This is a genomic window from Paraclostridium benzoelyticum, from assembly GCF_001006285.1.
Classification (GTDB): Bacteria; Bacillota; Clostridia; order Peptostreptococcales; family Peptostreptococcaceae; genus Paraclostridium; species Paraclostridium benzoelyticum.
The window spans coordinates 1-25775 of sequence record NZ_LBBT01000068.1; the positions used below are offsets into that span (position 1 = coordinate 1).

Sequence of the window (25775 nt, forward strand, 5' to 3'; positions counted from 1 at the left end):
TAGGAAGTTAAGGGGGATATATATTGAAAAAATTAAAATTTAATTATACTAAGTTAATTTTGATATTTATATGTATATATGTATTATCAAATTTACTTAGTGGTATAATTAAAAAAAATGTAGATACTTTGGTCTTAGAAAATCAAGTTGTTCGAGAAAGTTTTAAGAAAACGGGACTAGTAATTAGAGATGAATACTTATTGGAAAGTAGTATGGATGGAAAAGTAAAATATTGCATTAAAGAAGGTAATAAAATAAAAAAAGGTGATGAAGTAGCATACATCTACAATGGTAATGTAGACGAAAAAACGGTCAGTACGCTAAAAGATTTAAAACAAGATATATCAGATATAGAATCAGGAAATACAAAGATAGTAAAATCGGATATAAAAAACATAAATGAGGGTATAAAAAAACTAAGTTTAAATTTACAAAAAAATTTATTAGGTGGAGATATAAATATAGATAGTGATTTAAATAAAATATCTAAACTTCTAAAAGATAAAAATGAAATAATAGGAAGTGATTTAAATAGTAAGACATTGCAAGATAAAGAAAATGAAGCAGAAAAAGTTTCAAATTTAATTGAAGATAACTCACAATTATTTAAAGCTAAAAACTCAGGTATTATCTCATATAAATTTGATAACAATGAGAAAAAATTCAATTTAGAAAATATTGGAGAAGTAAAAAAAGAAGATATAGAAAGTGCAAAAGAAGAATATGTAGATATAAAGAAAGATGGAGAAGTAAAAAAAGGTGAACCTGTTGCAAGAGTAGTAAATAATCTAAAGCAATATGTAGCTATAAGCTGTAATGAAAAAGAAGTAAAAAAATTAAATGTAGGACAAAAAATAATTCTATCTAGTGACGTTGAAAAAATAAATACAAATGTATATGATATATATAAGGATGGAAATGACTACATTGTTATATTGGCTATAAGCGAACAAAATGTGGAAATTTACGATACAAGAGTAAAAGAATTTGATATAATATATAAGTCAACAGAAGGCTTAAAGGTTCCTAAAGATACATTTATAGAAGTAGATGGGAAAAAAGGTGTCTATGTAATTTCTGAAACAGGAGAAGAGAAATTTGTAGAATTACAAGGAACTTTTTATGAGAGTGAAGAATATATAGTTATTGACTATTACAAAAACCATATAAATGGAATAAAAAGTATTAGTATTTATGATGAAGTAATATTAAACCCAAGAGGTAAAAAAATTAGTAAAAGCAGGTGATAAAATGAACTCTATAAAATCTAATTTAATTAATATAGAAAAAAGAATTAATGATTCTTGTAAAACTTCCGATAGAAGTAATGATGAAGTTAAATTAATAGCTGTAACAAAGACTGTAGATATAGATGCTGTTAATGAAGCTATAGAATGTGGAGTAACTGACGTAGGCGAAAATAAGCCACAAGAATTAGCAAGAAAATATGAAGTAATAGGTGATAGAGTAAAATGGCACCTTATTGGAAGTTTGCAAACTAATAAAGTGAAATATATAATTGATAAAGTATATATGATACATTCTATAGATAGATTATCATTATGTGATGAGATTCAAAAACGAGCTCAAAGCATAGATAAACAAATAAACTGTTTAATACAAGTCAATATATCTAAGGAAGAAAGTAAGCATGGCATACTTGAAGAAGATGCTATTGATTTTATAAAAAATATATCAAATAATTATCCGAATATAAAAGTTAAGGGGCTTATGACAATGGCTCCAAATACAGATGATAAAAATTTAATAAAATCTGTATTTAAGGGATTAAAAGACTTAGCTAACAAAATAGACAATGAAAATATAAATAGTGTGTCTATGGAAGCTCTGTCTATGGGGATGAGTAACGACTTTGAGATAGCTATTGAAGAAGGAGCAACATTTGTTAGAGTTGGAACTTCTATATTTGGACAAAGAAATTATAACAAAAAATAATGAATATATATAATGGAGGATGTTAATAATGGGAAATGGTTTCATAGGTAAGATAAAAGATTGGATGACAGATGAAGTAGAAGACGAGTTCATGGATGAAGAAATAGAAGAGATTGAGGAAGAAGTAGAGATATCAGAAGATTTAAGTAATGGGGTAGGATCTATAGCTCAATCTAAAAGCAATAAAATAGTAAATATACATACAGCAGGACAAATGAAAGTTGTAATAGTAGAACCAAAGAAATATGAAGAGGTTACATCTATAGCTGATCAATTAAAACAAAGAAGAGCTGTAATAGTTAATCTAGAAAACTTAGATGATGCAGTTACTCGTAAATCTATATTTGACTTTATGAATGGGGCTGTATATGTTTTAGATGGAAGTATACAAAAAGTATCTAAGGCAATATTTATATTAGCACCTAATAATGTAGATATAGATGCTAACATGAAGAAAGAGTTAGAAAGTAAAGCTTTTTTCCCATGGCAAAATAAATAAATAAATAAAAAGGAGTAAGATTTGAAATGATAGAATACTCTTTATTAGTATTAACAGACATTGTTCAATTTGCGATAGTAATAAGAGCATTAATGTCATGGATTCCAGGAGCCACACAATCAAAAATCTATGATATTATAGGTATGTTAACAGAGCCTATAGAAGGACCTATAAGAAATTTTATGTTTAGATACATAGAAGGTCCAATAGATTTTTCACCAATAATTGCGCTATTTGTTCTTCAATTTTTAAGAATGTTAATAATAAATATATTTTAAAATTTTAGAAGTAGGTTAAATTATGGACAAGGTATCATTAACAAATCATATTAAAGATATAGATTTGAAAAATAAGATGTTTAAGGTTATAGATAAAGCATATTCTTGTATAAAAAGCTATGATATTAAATATACTGATTTTCTAAATCCTTATGAAGTAAAAAATTCTATATCAATATTAAATAGTTTCGACGATATAAAATATAGGGTTGATGGAGGCTTTGAAGAAGCTGAAAGAAAAGTTATTTCTATATTTCCGTATTATATGGAATATGAAGAAGTACAATCACCTATAAAAGTATTACAAATAGAGGGCAATTTTAAATTTAAAGAGATAAAGCATAAAGATTATTTAGGTTCTTTACTGGGATTAGGTATAAAAAGAGAAAAAATAGGGGATATAAATATACATGATAACTTTTGTCAGGTTATTGTAAGTAAAGATATCTCAGATTTTATTATTATGAATTTAGAAAAAGTTGCTAGAAATAGTGTTAAGGTAAAGGAAATTCCCGAAGATGATATAGCATATTCCAAACCTAAATACAAAGAAATATCATTAACTGTATCATCACAAAGATTGGATTGCTTGATAAGTGGGATATACAATATTTCTAGACAAGAAAGTTTGAAGCTTATAAATGCAGAAAAAGTTTTTGTTGATTATGAAAAAATAATGTCTACATCAAAAACTATAGAACGGGATGCTCTTATATCAGTAAGAGGTAAAGGTAGAGCTGTAATAGCCGATATAGGAGATATAAGTAAAAAAGGAAAAATAAAATTAAAAGCAAAATTAATAATATAGGGAGGGGAATACATGCTAACTCCAGTGGATATTGAAAATAAAGAATTTAAAAAAGGTATACGTGGATACAGAGAAGATGAAGTAGATGAATTTTTAGATCTAGTAAAAGAAGACTTCGAAAACGTATATAGAGAAAATCTGGAATTAAAAGATAAAATAAGAATGTACCAAGAACAAGTAAGTAAGTTTGAGAACATAGAAGAAACATTAAAGGCAACACTTATAACAGCTCAAACTGCAGCTGAGGATACATGTAGTGCTGCAAATAAAAAAGCTAAGATAATAGTTGAAGAGGCTGAGCTTAGATCAAGACAAATAATAGGACAAGCTAACAATAGAGTTATTGAAATTAGAAAAGAATATGATTCTATAGTTAAAGAGTTCAAGATATTTAGAAATAAATTTAAATCGTTATTAGAAGACGAAATTAGAAGTGTTGATGATATTTTCTCGGACATAGATGAAAATGGCGTTCAAAGAATAGCTGAGCTTCAAAAAGAATTATCGGATGCTTTAGAGTAAAAATATATTGACTATTTGAACAATTTATTATAAAATTTCATACATATAAACTAATATTATAATAAATGCTATGATGGAGAGAGTAGTTTTTAGATAATTTCACAGAGAGTTGGAGAAGCTGAGAACCAATAAATTTATAAAAATGAAAATCACTCCTAAGCTGCAGGCTGAACGATTAATCTATTAAGCTGAGCCGGTTAAATACCGTTATATTGAAAGAGTGTTACAAATGTAGGGTAGTATATACATTTGTAAAATTAGGGTGGTAACGCGAGTAATAACTCGTCCCTTTCCAGGGACGGGTTTTTTTATGCTTAAAAGTAAATTACACTTACTAAGAATTGTGGATATACTATAAAACTTAGTTATATTAATACACTATGTTTTGAGCATAAAAAATTTTTTGAGCAACGTACGAAGTCGTTGGCGACATGAGCAAAGCGAATTTTGTGTAAAAAATAAAATTAAAGGAAGGTGGATTTTAATGGCTAAATTTAAGTCGTTAGTAGATTCTTCTGTAAAAGAAGCTGAAGCTAAAGTATCTGATTATTGGAATGACATAAATATGTTAGAAAAAACTTTAGAAAAAGGAAAAGATGATCCTAGTTTTGTATTCTATGAAGGGCCTCCAACTGCAAATGGAAACCCAGGAATACACCATGTTATAGCTAGAACTTTAAAAGACTCTGTTTGTAGATATAAAACTATGAATGGATATCAAGTAAAAAGAAAAGCTGGATGGGATACACACGGATTACCAGTAGAAATACAAGTAGAAAAAGAATTAGGTTTATCTGATAAGCAACAAATAGAAGCTTATGGATTAGACAAATTCAATAAAAAGTGTAGAGAGTCTGTTTTCACATTTGAAAAACAATGGAGAGACATGACTGAAAGAATGGCTTATGAAATAGACTTAGATAATCCATATATAACTTTAGATAATAATTATATCGAGTCTGTATGGTGGATATTAGATAAGTTCAACAAAGAAGGATATGTATATGAAGGTCATAAAATACTTCCATACTGTCCAAGATGTGGAACAGGTCTTGCATCACATGAGGTTGCACAAGGGTATAAAGAAATAAAAAATAATACAGTAATAGCTAAGTTCAAGAGAAAAGATGCTGATGAATATTTCTTAGCATGGACAACAACTCCTTGGACATTACCATCAAACGTTGCTTTAACAGTAGGGGCTGAAATAGACTATATAAAAGTTAAGCAAAATGACGAAATATACTATGTTGCTAAAGCTTTAGCTAGTAAAGTTTTAGGAGAAGATTATGAAGTTATAGAAGAATTAAAAGGTAAAGATTTAGAGTACGTTGAATATGAACAATTAATGCCATTTGTTGAAGCAGATAAAAAAGCATTCTTTGTTACTTTAGGTGACTATGTAACAACAGAAGATGGTACAGGAATAGTTCATACAGCACCAGCATTTGGTGAAGATGACTACAACTTAGGAAGAAAATACGATTTACCAGTGTTACAACCAGTTTCAGAAGCAGGTAAGTTTACAACTACTCCATGGGAAGGCAAATTTGTAATGGAAGATGGTGTAGACGTTGAAATTATAAAATGGTTACACGGAGAAAATAAATTATTCAGCAAAGAAAAGGTAGCTCATAACTATCCTCACTGCTGGAGATGCCAAACTCCACTTTTATACTATGCAAAACCAAGCTGGTATATAGAAATGACTAAGTTAAAAGACCAATTAATAGCAAATAACAAAACTGTTGAATGGTATCCAGGTTTCGTAGGAGAGGGAAGATTTGGGAACTGGTTAGAAAACTTAAATGACTGGGCAATATCTAGAAGTAGATATTGGGGAACTCCATTAAACGTATGGAAGTGTGAGTGTGGTCATAAAGAGTCTGTAGGGTCAAGAGAAGAGCTTGCTAATAAAGCTATAGAAGATATAGATCCAAAAACTATAGAATTACACAGACCATATGTAGATGATATACACTTTAAGTGTGATAAGTGTGGAGGTACTATGACTAGAGTAACAGAAGTTATAGACTGTTGGTTTGACAGTGGTTCTATGCCATTTGCACAACATCACTACCCATTTGAAAATAAAGAAAACTTTGATGAATTATTCCCAGCAGATTTTATATGTGAAGGTATAGATCAAACTAGAGGATGGTTCTATTCATTACTTGCTATATCTACTTTTGTTACAGGTAAAGCTCCATATAAGAGAGTTTTAGTTAATGACTTAGTACTTGATAAAGAAGGTAAGAAAATGAGTAAATCAAGAGGAAACACAGTAAATCCTTTTGAATTATTTGATCAATATGGAGCAGATGCATTAAGATGGTATTTATTATATGTATCTCCACCATGGACTCCAACAAGATTTGATGTAGATGGATTAAAAGAGGTTCAAAGTAAATTCTTAGGAACTATGAAAAATGTATATAACTTCTTCACATTATATGCAAATACAGACAATATAAATCCATCAGAGTTCTTCGTTGAATATAAAGATAGACCAGAATTAGACAGATGGATATTATCTAAATTTAACAACTTAAAGAAAGAAGTAGAAGAAAACTTAGATATATTTGAATTAAATAAAACTGTTAGAATGGTTCAAGAATTTATAAATGAAGATTTATCTAACTGGTATATAAGACGTTCAAGAAGAAGATTCTGGGCAACTGAATTAACAGAAGATAAAAAATCAGTTTATAATACAACTTATGAGATATTAACAGAACTTTGTAAGTTAATAGCTCCATTTACACCATTTATAGCAGAAGAAATATATAGAAACTTAACTAATGAAACTTCAGTTCACTTAGCTACTTATCCAAAAGCTAATTTAGATTTAATAGATAATAATCTAGAAGAAAAAATGGACTTAGTTAAAAACTTAGTTACATTAGGAAGAGCATCAAGAGAAGCTACTAGAATAAAAGTTCGTCAACCTATACAAAAAGTATTAGTAGATGGAAAATATGAAGGTACTATAAGTGATGTTGTTGACTTAATAAAAGAAGAACTTAATGTTAAAGAAGTTATATTTGCCAAAGATTTAGGCGAATATATGAACTTTACATTAAAACCAAACTTCAAAGTTTTAGGACCTGTGCTTGGAGCTAAGATGAAATTCTTTGCTGGAGCATTAAATAAACTTGATGCAAGTGAAGTTGTACCTAAGTTAGAATCTGGTGAGTCTATAAGTGTAGATATAGATGGAGAAGAATTTAAGTTTAATAAAGATCATGTGTTAATAAATATATCAGCTAAAGAAGGATTTAATGTTACTATGGAAAATAACCTATTTGTAATATTAGATACAACTTTAAATGAGACTTTAATAAACGAAGGATATGCTAGAGAATTTATATCTAAAGTTCAACAATTAAGAAAATCTAATGACTTTGATGTTTTAGATAATATAGATATTGATTATTGTTCAGATGATGAAATAGCAAGTGCTATAAATGAATACTCTGAATATATAAAATCAGAAACTTTAGCTTTAAACATAAATAGAGTTGATGATGAAACTATAGAAAAACATAACTTAAATGACCACATGACAGGTATAAAAGTTACAAGAAAATAAGGATTAGGGTATATTATAAGTTTTGCTCCTAAAGCTGAAAAGAAGCTTTAAAAGTCGCTAAAACTTATAATATACCCAATTAAGAATAAAAAAGAAAAGTTTTGCTTCCAAAGCTGAAAAGAAGCTTTAAAAGTCGCTAAAACTTATATATTTACCATTTTAAAATGAAAATAAGCTTTCTATAAATAGTATAAAGCTTCGGATAAATAGTATAGTTTTGCTCCAAAAAGCTTAAAAGATGATTTTAAATGTCGCTAAAACTACACTATTTATCCTTGCTATCTATTTATTAGATAGCTTATTTTTTTGTGGGAATTAGGTGGGAGAAAAAATATATGATTTAAATGGTTGACTTTTTTGAGATTAAAACATATTATATAAAATAAATATAAAAATATAATATAAAAATCCAGTGAAGAGGATTAGTAATTAAATTTCTTATTTAATACAGAGAATTGAGGTAGCTGAGAACTCAATATAAATAAATTTAATGAATGGACCTTTGAGGAATTAAGTGAAATTTAAAGAGTAGCTGATATCGTGACTGCACGTTATAGCAGAAATTATTAAGTGATATGCATATAAACATGTATATAATTTAGGTGGTACCGCGGAAAATATATCCGTCCTATTTATTTAGGACGGATTTTTTAATTATACAAAAAATAAAAATTAATAACATATAGGAGGAATTTAGAAATGAACAAAATAGGAATAATAGGCGCAATGGATGAGGAAGTAGATATATTAAGAGATATAATGGACATAGAAGAAACTATAGAAAAAGCTAGTTTAAAATTTTATGTAGGAAAATTAGAAAATAAAGATATTGTTTTAGTTAGATGTGGAATAGGTAAGGTAAATGCTGCATTATGTGCACAAATATTAATAAGTGAATTTAATGTAGATGCAGTTGTTAATACAGGTGTAGCAGGAGCATTAAATGAAGAACTAGATGTATATGATATAGTTATATCTACAGATGCGATACAACATGACTTTGACACTACTGTATTTGGTGATAAAAAAGGTATGATACCTAGAATGGATAACTCAATATTTAACGCAGATGAAAAATTAATAAATGCGGCGTATGAATCATCAAAAGCAGAAGTTAAAACGCATAAAGTTTTAAAAGGTAGAGTTTTAAGTGGAGATATATTTATAAGTAACAAGGAATTAAAAGACGAATTAGTAAAAGAATTTAACGGATACTGTGGAGAAATGGAAGGAGCTGCTATAGCACATGTATGCTATGTTAATCATACTCCATTTGTGGTTATAAGAGCTATGTCAGATAAAGCAGATGGAAGTGCAGATGTAACATATGAAGAGTTTGTAGGTCAAGCAGCTCACAATTCAAAAGATATAGTACTTAGAATGTTAAAAAATTTATAGGAGGCATTAAATATGAGTGAAAAGAAAATAATATTTAGTGGGGCTCAACCATCAGGTAAATTGACATTAGGAAATTATCTTGGAGCTATAAAAAATTGGAAAGAATTACAAGAAGATTATAACTGCTATTATAGTGTAGTAGATTTACATGCAATAACAGTTCCACAAGAAGCTAAAAATTTAAGAGCAAATACAATGCAGTTATTAGCTCAATACATGGCAAGTGGTTTAGATCCAGAAAAAAATACTATATTCATACAATCACATGTTAGTTGTCATACTGAGTTAATGTGGATTTTAAATACAATGACATATATGGGTGAGTTAAGCAGAATGACTCAGTTTAAAGATAAATCTCAAAAAAGCGAAGCTAATTTAAATGCAGGATTATTTACTTATCCAGTTTTAATGGCTGCAGATATATTACTGTATCAAACAGATTTAGTACCGGTTGGAGAAGACCAAAAACAACACTTAGAGTTAGCTAGAGATTTAGCAAATAGATTCAATAATAGATATAGCCCTACATTTAAAGTTCCAGAACCATATATACCGAAAGCTGGAGCTAGAGTAATGAGCTTACAAGAACCAACTAAAAAAATGAGTAAATCAGATGAAAATGAAAATGGATATATATTATTAGTTGATGATGCTGATGCAATAAGAAGAAAAATAAAAAGAAGTGTAACAGATTCTGTTGGAGTAGTTAGATATAGTGATGAGCAACCAGGTATAAAAAATCTTTTAGATATATACTCAAAACTAGACAATAAATCTATAGAAGATGTAGTTGCTATGTATGAAGGTAAAGGATATGGAGATTTTAAAAATGACGTTGCTGAAGTAATAGTAGAAACTTTAAAACCTATAAAAGACCAATATGAATATTTACTGTCAAACAAGGATTACTTAGAAGATATATATGCTAAAGGTGCTCAAAAAGCAGAATATCAAGCTAGAAAAACCCTAAGAAAAGTTTATAAAAAAGTTGGATTGATAGAAAAGAAATTTTTATAAAATTAAAATTGAAAGCCTTATTTAATAGGGCTTTTTTTTGTGCAATAAAACATTAATTAAGTAATATTAGTAAAGCAAATTCTTGTATTTAAAATATAAAAGTTGGAATAATAAAATTGTAAAAAGTTTTTCTATGTGAAGAGGACGTGTTAAGTTTTGAAGCGATATAGATTAGGAAATAGAAAAAATGAAAAAGAACTATATATAGAAGAAGTTAAAGCATTGAGTATGAAAGATATTGATAAAAGAATCCATGGGAATGATGAATCTAACGCATTATTAAAAGCACTTGAAATTGCAAATAATAGAATCGACAGTCTGCTATATATGTTTGAAAGAAGCAGAATTATGGATTATATGATTTTAACAGATAGTAGAAGACGAATGTTTGCAATTAACTTTATAGCAGGAATTGGGAAAGGTTTTGGGCAAGCTATTGGATTTAGTTTTCTTACAGGTTTAGTTTTATATGTTGTATCTAAATGGGTTAACTTACCTATTATAGGAGAATATATAGCTGGATTTTTAGATATGGTAGATAATTTTAGAGGAAGGTAGAGGATTATTATGAATAACAAAAAATATGAAAAGCTGTTACTAGAAGAAAAAAATAATATAATAACGTTAGTATCAGAAATGGAAGATAACACTGTATTTGGAAATACGACTGAACATACAAGTGAGAAGTATACATCAGGTGAACTTTCAAGCTATGATAATCATCTTGCGGATATAGGAAGTGAAGTATATATGCAAGAGATGCAAAATAGTCTAACTAATCATGAAAAATTTAAATTAAAAGAAATCGATAATGCTTTATACAAAATAAAAAATGGATCTTATGGAATTTGTGAAAGTTGCAAAAAAAGTATAGAGGAAGATCGATTAGATTTTATTCCAGAAACTAGGCTATGTGTAGATTGCGCTAAAAAAGAAGAAAGACCAGTAAACAATATAGAGAGTGTTAGTATAAAAGATAATTTTAGTGGCCCTAATCTATTTACACGAGAAGTAAAAGATTTAGTTGATATTAATAGAGATATGAGAGATGAATACTAGAAAAGAGGCGGTAATATGAAGAAGTTAATTATACCTATATTTTTTTTAGTTTTAACATTAGGTATATTTAATATGCCTACATTAAAGGATACTGAAGCTTTTAATAATAAAAATAATATATCAAAAAAATATGAAGATATAATAATTAAAAGAGGTAGTGACCAGAAAAAAGTTATTGCTCTAACTTTTGATGATGGGCCAGATGAAGATTTTACACCACAAATACTAGATATACTAAAAAAAAATAATGCAAAAGCTACATTCTTTGTAGTAGGTCAAAAAGTGGGATGGAATCCTGAAATTGTAAAAAGGGCATATGATGAAGGGCATGAAATTGGAAATCATACATTTACACATATAAACGTATGTAACAATTCACAAGAAAAGCTTAATAGTGAAATTATACAAACTCAAGAAATTATAAAAAAAGTTACAGGCAAAGAACCTACTTGGTTTAGGCCGCCATATAGAGCAATAAATGAGAATTTATTCAACTTAATGAAATTAAAAGATATGAAAGTTGTGTTGTGGTCTGATTTTGATGCAAGAGATTGGAGTAATCCAGGAGTTGGAAATATTATAAATACAATAGAAAAAAATGCGAAAAATGGTAGCATAGTTTTATTGCATGACTATAATAGCATAAGAAACGATAAATCACAGACTATAAAAGCTTTAGAATGTATAATTCCAGAGTTGCAAAAACAAGGTTATGAATTTGTAACTATATCAGAACTTATGAAAGAATAAATCAAAGAGAGATAGCAAATGCTATCTTTTTTTGATATTAACATGTATTGCCCATATATATGTTAATATATATAATATATATAGATTAAAACAATTGAGGAGGATATTTTTTTGATATATATACTTATTATATTAGGATTAATAGGATTAGATCAAATATCTAAATTTTTAGCTGTAAAGTATTTAGTTAATATAGGGAGTATACCTATAATTAAAGACATATTCCATTTAACATATGTAGAAAATAGAGGGGCAGCTTTTGGAATGTTTCAAAATAACCAAATGGTTTTTGTAGTGGTTGCTTTGATTGCATGCATATTTGGGTTATATTATTTATACAAAAAACAACTAAATTTACTTGGGAAAAGTGCTATTATTCTTATAATAGCAGGAGCTATAGGGAATCTTATAGATAGAGTAAAATTAGGATTTGTAGTAGATTATTTTGATTTTAGAATAGTTTGGAACTATGTATTTAATGTAGCAGATGTATTTGTAGTTATAGGAACTATATTATTATGCATATACATAATATTTTTTGAAAATGACAAGTAGGTGAAATTATGGAAGAAATAAGACAATTTTTAGTTATAGATGAAGAAGAAGGCGATAGGTTAGATGTGTATTTATCTGGACAGTTAGGTGAAATGTCTAGGAGTTATATACAAAAGATTATAAAGGATAAAAAAGTTAAGGTTAATAATAAAATTGAAAAAGCAAAATACTTGGTAAAAGAAGATGATCATATAATTATTGAAATACCAGCACCAAAACTTCTTGAAGTGACTCCACAAGATATACCAATTGAAATTGTGTATGAAGATGGGGACTTATTGATAGTTAATAAACCTCAAGATATGGTTGTTCACCCAGCGCCTGGAAACTATGATAATACGTTAGTAAATGCAATTTTATATCATTGTAAAGAGAATTTATCTTCTATAAACGGAGTGATAAGACCTGGGATAGTACACAGGATAGATAAAGATACATCTGGTCTTTTAATGATTGCAAAAAATAATAAAGCGCATAATTCACTAGCAGAACAGCTAAAAGATCATTCAATAACTAGAGAATATGAATTTATATGTCATGGAGTTATGAAAGAAGATAAAATAACTGTTGATAAACCTATTGGAAGAAATCCTAAAGATAGATTGAAGATGGGTATAGTTAAAGATGGGAAAAATGCAATTACCCACTTTGAAGTTATAAATAGATATGAAAACTTTACTCATGTTAAGGCAACCTTAGAGACTGGAAGAACACATCAAATAAGAGTTCATGCATTATCTTTAAATCATCCTTTATTGGGGGACCCTCTATATGGTCCTAAAAATAATAAGTTTGGATTAAAAGGGCAAACTTTACATGCTAGAAAGTTAGGTTTTATACATCCTACAACTAATGGATATGTTGAGTTTAATTCAGAGCTTCCAAAATATTTCAGTGACTTAATATCTAAAATGAAATAAAAGAGGTTGTTAAAAGGACTTTATTAGTATATAATTATAAAAAATGAATGTTACCTTTAATTGGTCCAGAGAGATCAAAAGGCGAGAGAATGAGAACTTATAGAAAATATAAGATTCTTTATATTTGATAAGTATAGCTTCTTGCCTAAGGGTAAGAAGCTTTTTTGAGTAACTGGACGTGAGCTTGTCGAGCGGACGTTGACTATATGAGCTAAGTAAATTTTTACAACTTAACCTTATTACAAAGGAGGATTTTAATGAAAGAAAAGGCGCAATTAATGGATGAAAAAGCTATGGGAAGAGCTATAACTAGAGTAAGCCATGAAATTATAGAGAAAAATAAAGGTGTAGAAGATGTTGTTTTAGTAGGAATAAAAACAAGAGGAGTACCTATAGCAAATAGAATAGCAAAGAAAATACAGAGTATAGAAGATGTATGTGTAGATACTGGTGAAATTGATATAACTCTATATAGAGATGATTTAAAAAAAGTAGATACAGATCCGGTTATAAATGGATCTAATATAAACTTTGATATAAATGATAAGGTTGTAATACTAGTTGATGATGTTTTATACACAGGAAGAACAGTAAGAGCAGCTTTAGATGCAATTATGGATATAGGAAGACCTAAGTCTATTCAATTAGCTGTGTTAGTTGATAGAGGACATAGAGAGTTACCTGTAAGAGCAGATTATGTAGGTAAAAATGTTCCAACATCAAAACATGAGGTAATTTCAGTTATGTTAAATGAAACTGATGAACAAGATTCAGTAACTATAAACGAGTAAAAGCATAAAATTATATAAGGTTAACACCTTTTAATTCAGTACAGAGATACTGAAAAAGGGAGAATTATTTCTCCCAAACTTAAAAATAGGGAGGTTTTTTTATGAAAAAAACAATGTTATCATTACAACATTTATTAGCTATGTTTGGAGCTACAGTTTTAGTACCAATATTAACAGGATTTAATCCATCGGTTGCTATTTTCTCTGCAGGAGTAGGGACATTAATTTTCCATGCATGCACAAAAGGAGTAGTTCCAGTTTTCTTAGGTTCAAGTTTTGCATTTATACCAGTTATATTAGCTGCTAAAGAAGCTCACAATGGAGATTTAGCATATGCTCAAGGTGGAATAATAATAGCCGGAATTATATATTTAATAATGGCAGCAGTTATAAAAAAAGTAGGTGTAGATAAGATTAAAAAATATTTCCCAGCTCAAGTGGTTGGAGCAATGATAGCAGTTATAGGACTTAATCTATTACCAACTGCGGTTGATATGGCATCAAATAATTTTTTAATAGCAATTATGACATTAGGATTAGCAATAGCAATAAATGTATTTTGTAAAGGATTTATAAAGCAATTAAATATAATAATAGCTGTAGCTATAGGATACACTGTATCTTTAATACTAGGGAATGTAGATGTTTCATTTATGAGTACAAATACGGCTCTTTTACAAATACCACAATTTACACTACCTAAATTTAGTTTACAAGCTATAGTTTTAATTGCACCTGTGGTTTTAGCGGTATTCATGGAACATATAGGAGATATGACTACTAATGGAACTGTAGTAGGAAAGAATTTCATAGAAGAACCAGGGCTTCACAGAACATTAATGGGAGATGCATTGGCTACTATTATGGCAGGATTTTTAGGAGGACCAGCAAATACGACTTATGGAGAAAATACAGCGGTACTTGCTATAACTAAAAATTATGACCCATCAATATTAAGAAGAACTGCTATATGTGCAATATTACTAGCATGTGTAAGTAAGTTTGGAGGGTTTTTACAAAGTATACCTACAGAAGTTATGGGTGGAATAAGTATAATGTTATTCTCAATGATTTCATATGTAGGGTTAAAAACAATAAACGATAGCAAATGTGTAGAAAGTAAAAAGAATATAATAATAATAGCTACTATAATGGTAATAGGCTTAGGAACTACTTACTTAAGTAATAAAGGAATTGTTATAGGAATACCTGTAACTAAAACTGTTACAATTACAGGATTAAGTTTAGCTGCAATAGTAGGTATTATACTAAATAGAGTATTAAATAAAGAAGATTTTAAAAAGGATACTGAGAAAGAATCACAAGTTCTTAACTCTCAGCTTATATAATTATAAATATAAATTAAAAAAACAGGGTTTAACCCTGTTTTTTTAATTTAACTACTAACTCTTCAGATGGAGTTACATAAATAGTACTATTTGTTTCATATATAACCATTCCTGGTTTAGAACCATTTGGTTTTTTTACATTTTTCTTTAAAGTATAATCAACTGGAACTTGAGCTGACATTTTAGATTTACTGAAAAATGCAGCTAGCATTGCTCCTTCAAAAATAGTTGATTCAGGTATTTCCTTACCCTCTGATTTTATTATTACGTGAGAACCTGGGATGTTTTTAGTATGCATCCATAAATCATCATTATTAGCGACTCTAAGAGTAAGAAAATCATTTTGCTTATTGTTTTTACCTACCAAGATTGTAAATCCGTCAGAAGATAAAAATTCATTCGGTTTAGTAGTTAAAGTATTTTTCTCTTTTTTTGATTTAACCTTGCCACGCATATATCCAAGTTTTTGAAGCTCTTCTTTTATATCGTTAAGTTCAGCTAGGTTATCACAGTTATCTACACTAAGCATTATATTTTCAAGATAATTAATTTCTTCTAAGCTAAGTTCAACTTGAGCACTTATCTCTTTCTTTGCATGTTTTAATTTAGTATACTTTTTAAAGTATTTTTGAGCGTTTTCAGATGGAGTTAAGTTTGGGTTTAAATCGATTTTTACTGTAGAACAGTTTTCATCATAGAAATTTTGAACCTCTACAGACTTCATTCCCTTTTCAACCATATAAATATATGAAGTTATAAGCTCGCCCTTAACTTTGTAGATTATAGCGTTATCAGATTCTTTAAGTTCTAATTCTTGTTTCTTTAATTTATTATAAAGTCTATCTAGTTTTATAGATATGCTTTTCTTAAAGTCTGATGCACGCTGATTTATTCTTTCCTTAGCATCTTTATTTGAATAGAAGCTTTCTATTATTGATGAAATACTTTCATTATGAACAATTTTTAAGTCATTAAATAGAGAAAGATTTATACAACTAAAATCTAAAAGCTTATCAATAGAAGGATCTAAAGCTAAGCATGGGTTATAATTTGCGCCTTTGACGCTCTGCATAACACTTATAAACTCTTCGTGAAGCCTATTAAAGCTTTCATCATTTAAATCTGAAGGCAGCATAGAGATATCTAAATTTGATCTAAAGCATATTTCCTTAGACACAGTCGGACTTATACCTAAAAACTTAGAATATATAGATTTTAATATAGGACCATTAAAATCTTGAAGTAATTCTTTAAACTGATCTATAGAAATTAATTCAAGTGGATCTAACTTATCTTGAGCAGGAGGTAGTGTGTATGTTATACCTGGAAGAAGTTGTCTAACCCTACTAATACTAGGAGGTATTCTTTTTATTGAATCGACTATTTTATCTTCTTCATGAGTCAAAATTATATTACTATGTCTACCCATTATTTCTATTATTAAATCTTTAGTAGTTTTTGATTTTAATTCATCTAAAGATTCAACAGTGATTTTTACAATTCTCTCAAATCCAATTTGAGAAACGCTAACTATATTTCCGCTTTGGATATACTTTCTAAGTAACATACAAAACATAGGAGCATTTATAGGATTTTCCTTTTTATATGAACTAGAAAGGTAAATTCTAGGATTAGATGAGCTTGCACTAAGTACTAGCTTAAAATTCTCTTTATTGTTTCGTATATGTAAAACTATTTCATCGTTTTCTGGTTGATATATCTTATCTATTTTTCCTCCAACTAACTTAGAAGATAGTTCGTCACAAATTGAATGAACAACTAAACCATCGAATGCCATAATATCATTCCTTTCAAAATTTATTAAGTAAGTAAATTATTACACATATAAATAATAATGTGAATATAATATTGAGAATATAGTCTAAAATAATATAGAGTTTACACTCAATATAATTTCCTTTTATGAACAAAATATTGTATAATAAGCTAAGAATTCAATTTTATAGGGGGGATATAAATGAACTTCTGGAAATTACATGGAGTCGGAAATGATTTTATAGCAATTGATGGTAGGTTTGATAATAAAGATTCTAACGACTACTCAGATTTAGCTGAAAAAGTTTGTCATAGAAGATTTGGCGTTGGAGCTGATGGACTACTAGTAGTTAAAACCTCTGATATATCTGATGTAGAAATGGTATATTATAATTCTGATGGATCAAGAGCTAATATGTGTGGAAATGGATTAAGATGTTTTTGTAAGTTTGTGTATGACAACAATATAGTAAAAGATACAGAATTTAGTGTATATACACTTGACGGAATAAAAAAAATATCTTTAAATATAGAAAGTGAAAACAATTATACCATAAGAGTAAATATGGGAAAACCAAATTTCAATCCAAAAAACATTCCAGTAAATACAAACAAGGAAGTCTTTATAAAAGAAAAACTGTTAATAAATAATAAAGAAGTAGAAGTAAGTTCAATTCTAATGGGAGTACCACATACTATTGTATTCGTAGATGAACTTATAAAAGAAGACATATATAAATATGGAAAACTTATAGAAGAAAATGAAATTTTCCCAAATAAAACTAATGTTAATTTTGTTAAAGTTGATGATAAAGATAACATACATGTATACACATGGGAAAGAGGATGCGGATATACTCTAGGATGTGGGACAGGTATGACTGCTTCTGTAATTTTATCTAACTATTTAGATAAAGTTAATAAAATAGTTAACGTAAAATCAGAAGGTGGAAGCGTAAGAATAGAGCTTCTTGATGATGTATATATGATAGGAAATGCAGTAAAAATATGTGAAGGAACTTTGGAGGTATAGCATATGGCTATTAGTATGACAGGTTTTGGAAGAGGCGAATACAAAAATGATAACTATCATTTTACAGTAGAATGTAGAACTATAAACCATAAGTACGTAGATATAAACACACGTCTTCCTAGAAAAATATCTTTTCTAGAGGATAAAATAAGAAATGTAGTCAAAGATTATATAAAAAGAGGTAGAGTCGATTTATATATAAAACTTGACTTAGTAGGTAGTGAAGATGTAAACTTAAAATTTGATGAGAAGTTAGCATCTGAGTATGTAAATATATTAAATAATATAAAAGACACATTTAACTTACAAGATGATATAACAGTTATGAATATAGCAAAATTCCCTGATATAATAAAAAGTGAAGAAAAAGAAGAAGATGAAGATTTATTATGGTTAATGCTAAGGGATGCATTAAATGACTGTTTAGTTAAGTTAAAAGATATGAGGGTTGAAGAAGGCTTAAAACTTGCTAATGATATAGATATGAGATGTGATTTGTTAAAAGATTATATTGAACAAATAGAAAACTACTCATATAATGTTGTTAATGAATATAAAGAAAAATTAAACGGAAGAATAGCTGAAATTTTAGAAAAACCAAGTCTTGTAGATGAAAATAGATTGGCTCAAGAAGTTGCTATATATGCAGATAAATGCAGTATAACAGAAGAAATAGTAAGATTTAAAAGTCATATAATACAACTTAAAAAAGCTATACATAAAGATGAGTCTATAGGAAGAAAAATAGACTTTTTAATACAAGAGATGAACAGAGAAACTAATACTATAGGATCAAAATCATCTGATTTAAATATAACTAATTTAGTTGTTGAAGTAAAAAGCGAACTAGAGAAAATAAGAGAACAGATACAAAACATAGAATAGGAGATGCGTTTATGAGTACGAACCTTATAAATATAGGATATGGGAATGTAGTTATGGCTAACAAGGTAGTTGCTATAGTAAGTCCAGAATCAGCTCCTATAAGAAGATTAATACAAGAGAGTAAAGAAAATGGAAGATTAATTGATGCTACTTATGGTAGAAAGACTAGAGCAGTTATAATAACTGATAGTCAGTATATAATATTATCATCGGTACAACCAGAAACTGTAGCACATAGATTCACAGACAAAGATGATAATATAGAGAATTAGAAAGGAAGATATAGATGAAGAGGAAAGGTTTATTGCTAGTTGTTTCTGGACCGTCAGGAGCAGGAAAAGGAACTATATGTAAAGAATTTTTAAATAATAATGAGGATGTAAAATTATCAGTTTCAGCTACTACAAGAAATCCAAGAGAAGGCGAAGTAGATGGAGTTAACTATTTCTTTGTAACTAAAGATAAGTTTAAATCAATGATAGTTAATAATGAACTGTTAGAGCATGCTCAAATATATGATAATTTTTATGGTACACCTAAAGCTGCAATTTTAGAAAATCTAGAAAATGGACATGACGTTGTTTTAGAAATAGAAATGCAAGGAGCTAGACAAATAAAAGAAGTTTATCCAGAAGGGGTATTCATATTTATACTTCCTCCATCTCTTGACGAACTTAAAAACAGAATAGTTGGAAGAGGAACAGAAACTCAAGAGCAAATAAATAAAAGATTTAGTTGTGCAATGGATGAAATATGTCAAATAGAAAATTATGATTACTTTATAGTAAATAAAGATGTGAAAAATTCAGCTCAAGAATTAGAACATATAATATCAGCTGAAAAAAATAAAGTTTATAGATACAAAGATAATATAATAAAGAAATTCAAGGAGGAATTATAAGAATGATAAAACCATCAATAAACGAGGTATTAAACCAAATAGATAATAGATACTACTTAGTAGTAACTGTAGCTAAAAGATCTAGAGAATTAATAGATGGAGCTACTCCATACGTTCCTACTACTAAGCATCAAGAAATAAAGCCTGTTACTTTAGCTACTCAAGAAGTTGCAGATAGAAAAATATCATTTAGAAAATTAACTGAGGAAGAAATAGAAATAGAAGAAGCTAAGCACTTATTAGCTCAAACTCAAAATATAATAGAGGAGTAATATAATGTTAAAAGATAAGACTGTTGTTATAGGCGTATGTGGAGGAATAGCTGTTTATAAGGCTTGTGACTTAGTTAGCAAGTTGAAAAAAACAGGTGTAAATGTACATGTAATAATGACTAAATCAGCAACAGAATTTGTAGCTCCACTTACATTTCAGACATTAAGTCAAAATTATGTAGTTGAAGATATGTTTGAATCTCCAAAAACTTGGGATGTAGAACATATATCATTAGCTAAGAAAGCAGATGTATTTGTATTAGCTCCAGCTACTGCAAATGTTATAGGAAAAGTAGCTAATGGCATTGCAGATGATATGTTGACTACGACTATTATGGCTACAAAAGCAAAAGTTCTTATAGCTCCAGCTATGAATACTAACATGTATGAAAATCCTGTTGTACAAAGAAATATACAAACTTTAAAAGATTTAGATTATAAGTTTGTAGAACCAGAAAGCGGAAGATTAGCTTGTGGAGATATAGGATCAGGAAAACTTGCATCTGTTGATACTATTTTCAATAGTATAATTGAACTTTTAGAAATTAAGAAAGACTTAGAAGGAACTAGCATGATAATAACTGCTGGACCTACAGTTGAAAGTATTGATCCAGTAAGATACATAACGAATAGATCAACTGGAAAAATGGGATACTCTATAGCTAAAAAGGCAATAGAAAGAGGAGCGGATGTAACTTTAGTATCTGGGCCTACAAATATAGTTCCACCTCAGAATTTAAAGAAATTTATTCAAATAGAATCAGCTGAAGATATGTATAATGCTGTTTTAGAAAATATGGATGAAAATCAAGTTATTATAAAGAGTGCTGCAGTTGCAGATTATAGACCTAAGGAATATTCAGATAATAAAATAAAAAAATCTGATGATGATTTAAGTATAAGATTAGATAGAACTAAAGATATTGCTTTAGAATTAGGAAAAATAAAAAATAATAAAATTTTAGTTGGATTTGCAGCAGAAACTAATGATTTATTAGAAAATGCTAAAAATAAAATTCAAAAGAAAAATTTAGATTTTATCGTAGCAAATGACTTAACTCAAGATGGTGCTGGATTTGGTGTTGATACCAATATAGTTAAGATTATAGATAGAGAGGGTGTTGTACAAGAACATCCTAAAATGAAAAAAGAAGAGGTAGCAGATGTTATCTTAGACAAAATAAAAACTCTATTAAACAAATAAGCATCTATATTTATATAGATGCTTAATTTTCATTTATAGGCAAATGAAATAGACACAATATATGGACTTATAAAGAATGAACTTACTGTAAATGATAATAACGATATAAATTTGAAATAGAGGTTAAATTATGAAGCGATTTGCAAAAGTGATAGTGAGAAATAACTCTATATACACTGACAATTTATTTACATATGAAATCCCTGAATTTTTAAATGAAAATATAAAAATTGGGCATAGAGTATTAGTTCCTTTTGGAATTTATAATAAGCCAGTAGAAGCATTTGTATTTGATATTGTGAGCGAATTAGATGAAGATATAAAGACTAAAAAAGTAGTAGATATATTAGATGAAGAGCCGATTTTTTCAAAAGATGATATAAGTTTAATTGGATGGATGAGAAATAAATACTTATGTACTTATATAGATTGCATAAACTTATTGTATCCAAAAGGCTATAAGTTAAATAATTATAAAGTTTTAAATCTTATAAATGATGATCTAGATAATTTAAGTGATAGTGAAATGAATTTAATAAAAATAATTAAAGAAAATCATGGATGTATAAAACTTGAAAAAATAAAGAAAGTACCCAATTTAAATAACTTAATATATAAACTACAGAAAAAAAATATTATAGATGTAAAATGGGAATACAAAAACCATAAAAATGAGAAAAAAGATTATATTATATCAATTTCTAAAAATATAAATGATATTGATAGGTATATAAAAGAGAATAAGATAAGACTAGGAAGTAAACAAAAAGAACTTATTAAGTTTGTACAAGAAAAGAAACCTATTGAATTAAGTAAAATGAATGATGTATTCCCCTCATGTAGACAAAGTATATTAAAATTAGAAGAAAAAGGTCTTGTATGTATTGAAGAAATAGATTTATATAGAAAACCTAAAGAGATATATTCTGTAGAGGATAAAAAAATAAATTTAAATGAAGAACAATTAAATACGGTAAATATTATAAAAAGCGAAATGTTTGAAGAAAATAAAAAACCATATATGATACACGGAGTAACTGGAAGTGGAAAGACAGAAGTATATATGGAGATCATAGAGTATTCCTTAAGCCAAGGGTTAGATAGTATTGTTTTAGTCCCAGAAATTTCACTAACACCACAGACTATATCAAGATTTAAAAATAAATTTGGAGACATAGTTGGAGTTTTTCATAGTCAGTTATCAGAAGGTGAAAAACATGATGTGTATAAACAGATAAAAGAGGGGAAAATAAGGATACTTATTGGGGCTAGATCGGCTTTATTTGCTCCATTTACAAGCCTTGGAGTTATAATTATAGATGAATTCCATGAAGGTGCGTATAAGTCTGAGAAGAATCCAAAGTTTAACTCTATAGATGTTGCTAAATATATAGCTAACAAAAGAGATGTTTCTTTAGTTTTAGGGTCAGCGACTCCATCTGTTGAAGAATATTTCAATGCATTAAATGGAGAATATAAATTACTAGAAATAAATCAAAGAGCAAATAAAAAGCCTATGCCTAAAATCGAAGTTGTAGATATGAAAGAAGAGCTGATGGTAGGTAATAAAAGTATATTTAGTAATAAGTTAAAAGTTGAAATACAAAGCGCTTTAAATTGTGGAAATCAAGTTATATTATTTTTAAACAGAAGAGGATTTTCGAACTTTGTTTCTTGTAGAAAATGTGGCTATGTATTTACTTGTGAAAATTGTGATATATCTCTTACATATCATAAAAAAAATAATACTGGAAAATGTCATTATTGTGGATATGAAAAAGAAATTCCAAAAGAATGTCCAGAGTGTAAAAGTAAATATATAAAACCATTTGGAATAGGAACTCAAAAAATAGAAGAAGAAATAAAATTAATTTTTCCTAATATAAATATATTAAGGTTAGATAAGGATACAACATCTAGGAAAGGTGAATTCGAAAATATACTGAATGATTTTAAAAATAAGAAAGCAGATGTGTTAATAGGAACTCAAATGCTTAGTAAAGGTTTGGATTTTGAAAATGTTACTTTGGTGGGAATTTTATCTGCAGATATGATTTTGAAATTCCCTGACTTTAGAAGTTCAGAAACGACATTCCAGTTAATAACTCAAGTAGCAGGAAGAGCAGGGCGATCTGAAAAAGAAGGTAAAGTTATATTACAAACATACGATACTGACCATTATGCAATTAGACATGCTATAAAATATGATTTTAAAGGATTTTATGAAGATGAAATTAAAATAAGAAAAGCATTTGAATATTCTCCTTTTAATAATATGATTAGTGTTGTAATTAGTGGAAAAGATAATGCTAAGGTAGAGAAAAATGCTAGAAAAATGTATAGTTCATTAGTATATCTACTAAGAGAACGAGGTATAAGCAATTTAGAGTTCATATTAGGTCCAAATCCTTGCTCGATAAGCAAGATAAATCAAAATTTTAGATGGCAAATACTATTTAAAGATGATGATATTGAAATTAATCTATTAAAGGGTATAATAAAATATATATGTATAACTAAGCGCGATGTAGTTTTTGATAAGGACATAAATATATCAATCGATATAAATCCTTATAGTGTATTATAAAATTTTAGGAGGAATATAAAATGGCGTTAAGACAAATAGTTCAAATAGGAGAACCTGTATTAAGAAAGAAATGTAAACATGTTGAAAAAATTGATGATAAGATAATTCAATTATTAGATGATATGGCAGACACTATGTATGAGGCAGATGGAGTAGGACTTGCAGCTCCTCAAGTTGGAATATTAAAAAGAATAGCTGTAATAGATATAGGTGATGGGATTATAGAACTAATAAATCCAGAAATAATAGAAACTTCTGGAACTCAAACTGATGATGAAGGATGTTTAAGTGTTGTAAATGAATGTGGGCCTGTAACAAGACCATATTATGCAAAAGTTAGAGCTATGAATAGAAAAGGTGAAATATTTGAAATCGAAGGTGAAGAACTTTTAGCAAGAGCATTTTGCCATGAAATAGATCATTTAGATGGTATATTATTTGTAGATAAAATTGAGAAGTAGTAGGAGTTGAAAAATATGAAAATAGTATTTATGGGAACTCCAGAATTTGCAGTTCCATGCTTACAGAAAATAATAGATGAAGGTCACGAAGTTATTGGAGTAGTTACTCAACCAGATAAACCTAAGGGTAGAGGTAAAAAATTAGCTATGCCGCCAGTAAAGGAATTAGCTCTAAAATATGACATACCAGTATATCAACCTTTAAAAGCTAGGGAAGAATCATTTGTTGACACATTAAAAGAAATGAACCCAGAACTTATAGTGGTTGTAGCTTTTGGACAAATACTTCCAAAGAGTATTTTAGATATACCTAAATATGGATGTGTTAATGTACATGCTTCTTTACTACCAAGATACAGGGGAGCAGCTCCTTTAAATTGGGTTATAATAAATGGAGAAGAAAAAACAGGTGTAACTACAATGTATATGGATGAAGGTCTTGATACTGGAGATATGATATTAAAAAGTGAAATAGCTTTAGACGATGAAATAACTGCAGGGGAGCTTCATGACAAAATGATGATAGATGGAGCTAAACTTTTAAAAGAAACTATAGATTTAATAAAAAAAGGTGAGGCTCCTAGAGAAAAGCAAAGTAATGAAGACACTTGTTATTCGCCTATAATGAATAAGTCACTAGGAAATATAGACTGGAATAAATCGGCTATAGAAATACATAACCTTGTAAGAGGAATAAATCCATGGCCTAGTGCTTATACAACTTATGAAGGGCAAACTATGAAAGTATGGAAAACTAAAGTTATTAATAAAAACAGTGATAAACAACCTGGGACTATAATTAGTGTAGACAAAGAAGGAATAAATGTGTCTACAAGTGAAGGAATAGTTCAAATTAAAGAGATTCAAATATCTGGAAAGAAAAGAATGGAAGTGCCTGAATATATAAAAGGAAACAATATAAACACAGATATTATATTAGGAAGTTAAAATTATGAATTTCAAAAAATACATGACAACTACGGTGTTTTTAATAGGAATATTACTAGTTTTATTGGTGGGATTAAATATTTTTATGAATAGTCTTGAAAATATATTTTCTTTATTAGTAAATGGGGTAATAATATTATTATTAATTATTACTATATTTTCAACTTTAGTTACCTATATGGTTATAAATGATAAAAAAGTAAATAAATATATA

The 25775-nt window shown here is 28.3% G+C and carries 26 protein-coding genes, 1 pseudogene and 2 other annotated features; of the genes and pseudogenes, 26 read left to right on the forward strand and 1 reads right to left on the reverse strand.

Annotated elements, in window-relative coordinates:
* Positions 1-23: 23 nt before the first annotated feature.
* The 16 genes from VN21_RS17790 (at position 24) to VN21_RS03355 (ending at position 15494) form a co-directional block, all read left to right on the forward strand.
* Positions 24-1247: an HlyD family efflux transporter periplasmic adaptor subunit gene (locus VN21_RS17790; RefSeq protein ID WP_052951969.1), complete on the forward strand. Its 1224-nt coding sequence runs from the start codon at positions 24-26 to the stop codon at positions 1245-1247.
* Between the two features lie 4 nt (positions 1248-1251).
* Complete coding sequence (locus tag VN21_RS03285; RefSeq protein ID WP_046822035.1) at positions 1252-1956, forward strand: YggS family pyridoxal phosphate-dependent enzyme; 705 nt, start codon at positions 1252-1254, stop codon at positions 1954-1956.
* A 28-nt stretch (positions 1957-1984) separates the two neighbouring features.
* Positions 1985-2455: a cell division protein SepF gene (locus tag VN21_RS03290; RefSeq protein ID WP_046822036.1), complete on the forward strand. Its 471-nt coding sequence runs from the start codon at positions 1985-1987 to the stop codon at positions 2453-2455.
* Positions 2456-2481: 26 nt separating this feature from the next.
* Entirely contained in the window at positions 2482-2733 is a 252-nt protein-coding gene (locus VN21_RS03295; protein ID WP_021429989.1) for a YggT family protein, read from the forward strand.
* A 22-nt stretch (positions 2734-2755) separates the two neighbouring features.
* Positions 2756-3541 (forward strand): YlmH family RNA-binding protein, encoded by a 786-nt coding sequence (locus tag VN21_RS03300; protein WP_046822037.1) that lies wholly within the window; start codon positions 2756-2758, stop codon positions 3539-3541.
* Between the two features lie 12 nt (positions 3542-3553).
* Positions 3554-4063: a DivIVA domain-containing protein gene (locus tag VN21_RS03305; RefSeq protein ID WP_021430014.1), complete on the forward strand. Its 510-nt coding sequence runs from the start codon at positions 3554-3556 to the stop codon at positions 4061-4063.
* A 61-nt stretch (positions 4064-4124) separates the two neighbouring features.
* Positions 4125-4356 (forward strand) — a binding site (T-box leader).
* A gap of 191 nt (positions 4357-4547) precedes the next feature.
* Entirely contained in the window at positions 4548-7655 is a 3108-nt protein-coding gene (gene ileS, locus VN21_RS03310; protein WP_046822038.1) for an isoleucine--tRNA ligase, read from the forward strand.
* Positions 7656-8058: 403 nt separating this feature from the next.
* Positions 8059-8289 (forward strand) — a binding site (T-box leader).
* 65 nt (positions 8290-8354) lie between these two features.
* Positions 8355-9053 carry a 5'-methylthioadenosine/adenosylhomocysteine nucleosidase gene (locus VN21_RS03315; protein WP_046822039.1) on the forward strand — a complete coding sequence of 233 codons (699 nt, stop codon included), beginning with the start codon at positions 8355-8357 and terminating at the stop codon, positions 9051-9053.
* Between the two features lie 12 nt (positions 9054-9065).
* Positions 9066-10070 (forward strand): tryptophan--tRNA ligase, encoded by a 1005-nt coding sequence (gene trpS / locus VN21_RS03320; RefSeq protein WP_046822040.1) that lies wholly within the window; start codon positions 9066-9068, stop codon positions 10068-10070.
* A 156-nt stretch (positions 10071-10226) separates the two neighbouring features.
* Positions 10227-10628 (forward strand): DUF5665 domain-containing protein, encoded by a 402-nt coding sequence (locus VN21_RS03325; protein WP_046822041.1) that lies wholly within the window; start codon positions 10227-10229, stop codon positions 10626-10628.
* Between the two features lie 9 nt (positions 10629-10637).
* On the forward strand, positions 10638-11129 hold the full coding sequence (locus VN21_RS03330; protein WP_052951970.1) for a TraR/DksA family transcriptional regulator: 492 nt from the start codon (positions 10638-10640) through the stop codon (positions 11127-11129).
* 15 nt (positions 11130-11144) lie between these two features.
* A complete protein-coding gene (locus VN21_RS03335; protein ID WP_084821926.1) occupies positions 11145-11879 on the forward strand; it encodes a polysaccharide deacetylase family protein in 735 nt (244 codons plus the stop codon).
* Between the two features lie 111 nt (positions 11880-11990).
* Positions 11991-12434 carry a signal peptidase II gene (gene lspA, locus VN21_RS03340; RefSeq protein WP_152650763.1) on the forward strand — a complete coding sequence of 148 codons (444 nt, stop codon included), beginning with the start codon at positions 11991-11993 and terminating at the stop codon, positions 12432-12434.
* Positions 12435-12442: 8 nt separating this feature from the next.
* Entirely contained in the window at positions 12443-13354 is a 912-nt protein-coding gene (locus VN21_RS03345) for an RluA family pseudouridine synthase (RefSeq protein WP_046822042.1), read from the forward strand.
* 257 nt (positions 13355-13611) lie between these two features.
* Positions 13612-14145: a bifunctional pyr operon transcriptional regulator/uracil phosphoribosyltransferase PyrR gene (pyrR, locus tag VN21_RS03350; RefSeq protein WP_046822043.1), complete on the forward strand. Its 534-nt coding sequence runs from the start codon at positions 13612-13614 to the stop codon at positions 14143-14145.
* Positions 14146-14246: 101 nt separating this feature from the next.
* Complete coding sequence (locus tag VN21_RS03355; protein WP_046822044.1) at positions 14247-15494, forward strand: uracil-xanthine permease family protein; 1248 nt, start codon at positions 14247-14249, stop codon at positions 15492-15494.
* A 28-nt stretch (positions 15495-15522) separates the two neighbouring features.
* Here the strand turns inward: VN21_RS03355 and VN21_RS03360 are convergent, their stop codons facing one another.
* Positions 15523-17292 carry an Rqc2 family fibronectin-binding protein gene (locus tag VN21_RS03360; protein ID WP_046822045.1) on the reverse strand — a complete coding sequence of 590 codons (1770 nt, stop codon included), beginning with the start codon at positions 17290-17292 and terminating at the stop codon, positions 15523-15525.
* 180 nt (positions 17293-17472) lie between these two features.
* On the opposite strand from VN21_RS03360, the gene dapF reads away from it, so the two are divergent.
* The 10 genes and pseudogenes from dapF to VN21_RS03410 all read left to right on the forward strand — a co-directional run.
* Positions 17473-18303 carry a diaminopimelate epimerase gene (dapF, locus tag VN21_RS03365; RefSeq protein ID WP_046822046.1) on the forward strand — a complete coding sequence of 277 codons (831 nt, stop codon included), beginning with the start codon at positions 17473-17475 and terminating at the stop codon, positions 18301-18303.
* Between the two features lie 3 nt (positions 18304-18306).
* Positions 18307-19188, forward strand: coding sequence for a YicC/YloC family endoribonuclease (locus VN21_RS03370; protein WP_046822047.1), 882 nt, complete (start codon positions 18307-18309; stop codon positions 19186-19188).
* A gap of 11 nt (positions 19189-19199) precedes the next feature.
* A complete protein-coding gene (remA, locus tag VN21_RS03375) occupies positions 19200-19460 on the forward strand; it encodes an extracellular matrix/biofilm regulator RemA (RefSeq protein WP_021430041.1) in 261 nt (86 codons plus the stop codon).
* A gap of 14 nt (positions 19461-19474) precedes the next feature.
* Positions 19475-20089 carry a guanylate kinase gene (gmk, locus tag VN21_RS03380; RefSeq protein WP_046822048.1) on the forward strand — a complete coding sequence of 205 codons (615 nt, stop codon included), beginning with the start codon at positions 19475-19477 and terminating at the stop codon, positions 20087-20089.
* A 2-nt stretch (positions 20090-20091) separates the two neighbouring features.
* The gene (gene rpoZ, locus VN21_RS03385; protein ID WP_021430086.1) at positions 20092-20361 is read left to right on the forward strand and encodes a DNA-directed RNA polymerase subunit omega; all 270 of its coding nucleotides are present in this window, start codon (positions 20092-20094) and stop codon (positions 20359-20361) included.
* A 4-nt stretch (positions 20362-20365) separates the two neighbouring features.
* Entirely contained in the window at positions 20366-21565 is a 1200-nt protein-coding gene (gene coaBC / locus VN21_RS03390) for a bifunctional phosphopantothenoylcysteine decarboxylase/phosphopantothenate--cysteine ligase CoaBC (protein ID WP_021433849.1), read from the forward strand.
* A 130-nt stretch (positions 21566-21695) separates the two neighbouring features.
* Positions 21696-24152, forward strand: a complete 2457-nt coding sequence (priA, locus tag VN21_RS03395) for a primosomal protein N' (protein ID WP_046822049.1) — start codon at positions 21696-21698, stop codon at positions 24150-24152.
* 20 nt (positions 24153-24172) lie between these two features.
* Complete coding sequence (gene def, locus VN21_RS03400) at positions 24173-24613, forward strand: peptide deformylase (RefSeq protein ID WP_046822050.1); 441 nt, start codon at positions 24173-24175, stop codon at positions 24611-24613.
* Between the two features lie 15 nt (positions 24614-24628).
* The gene (fmt, locus tag VN21_RS03405) at positions 24629-25561 is read left to right on the forward strand and encodes a methionyl-tRNA formyltransferase (protein WP_046822051.1); all 933 of its coding nucleotides are present in this window, start codon (positions 24629-24631) and stop codon (positions 25559-25561) included.
* A 4-nt stretch (positions 25562-25565) separates the two neighbouring features.
* Positions 25566-25775, forward strand: a pseudogene (locus tag VN21_RS03410) (DUF116 domain-containing protein); the annotation flags it as partial.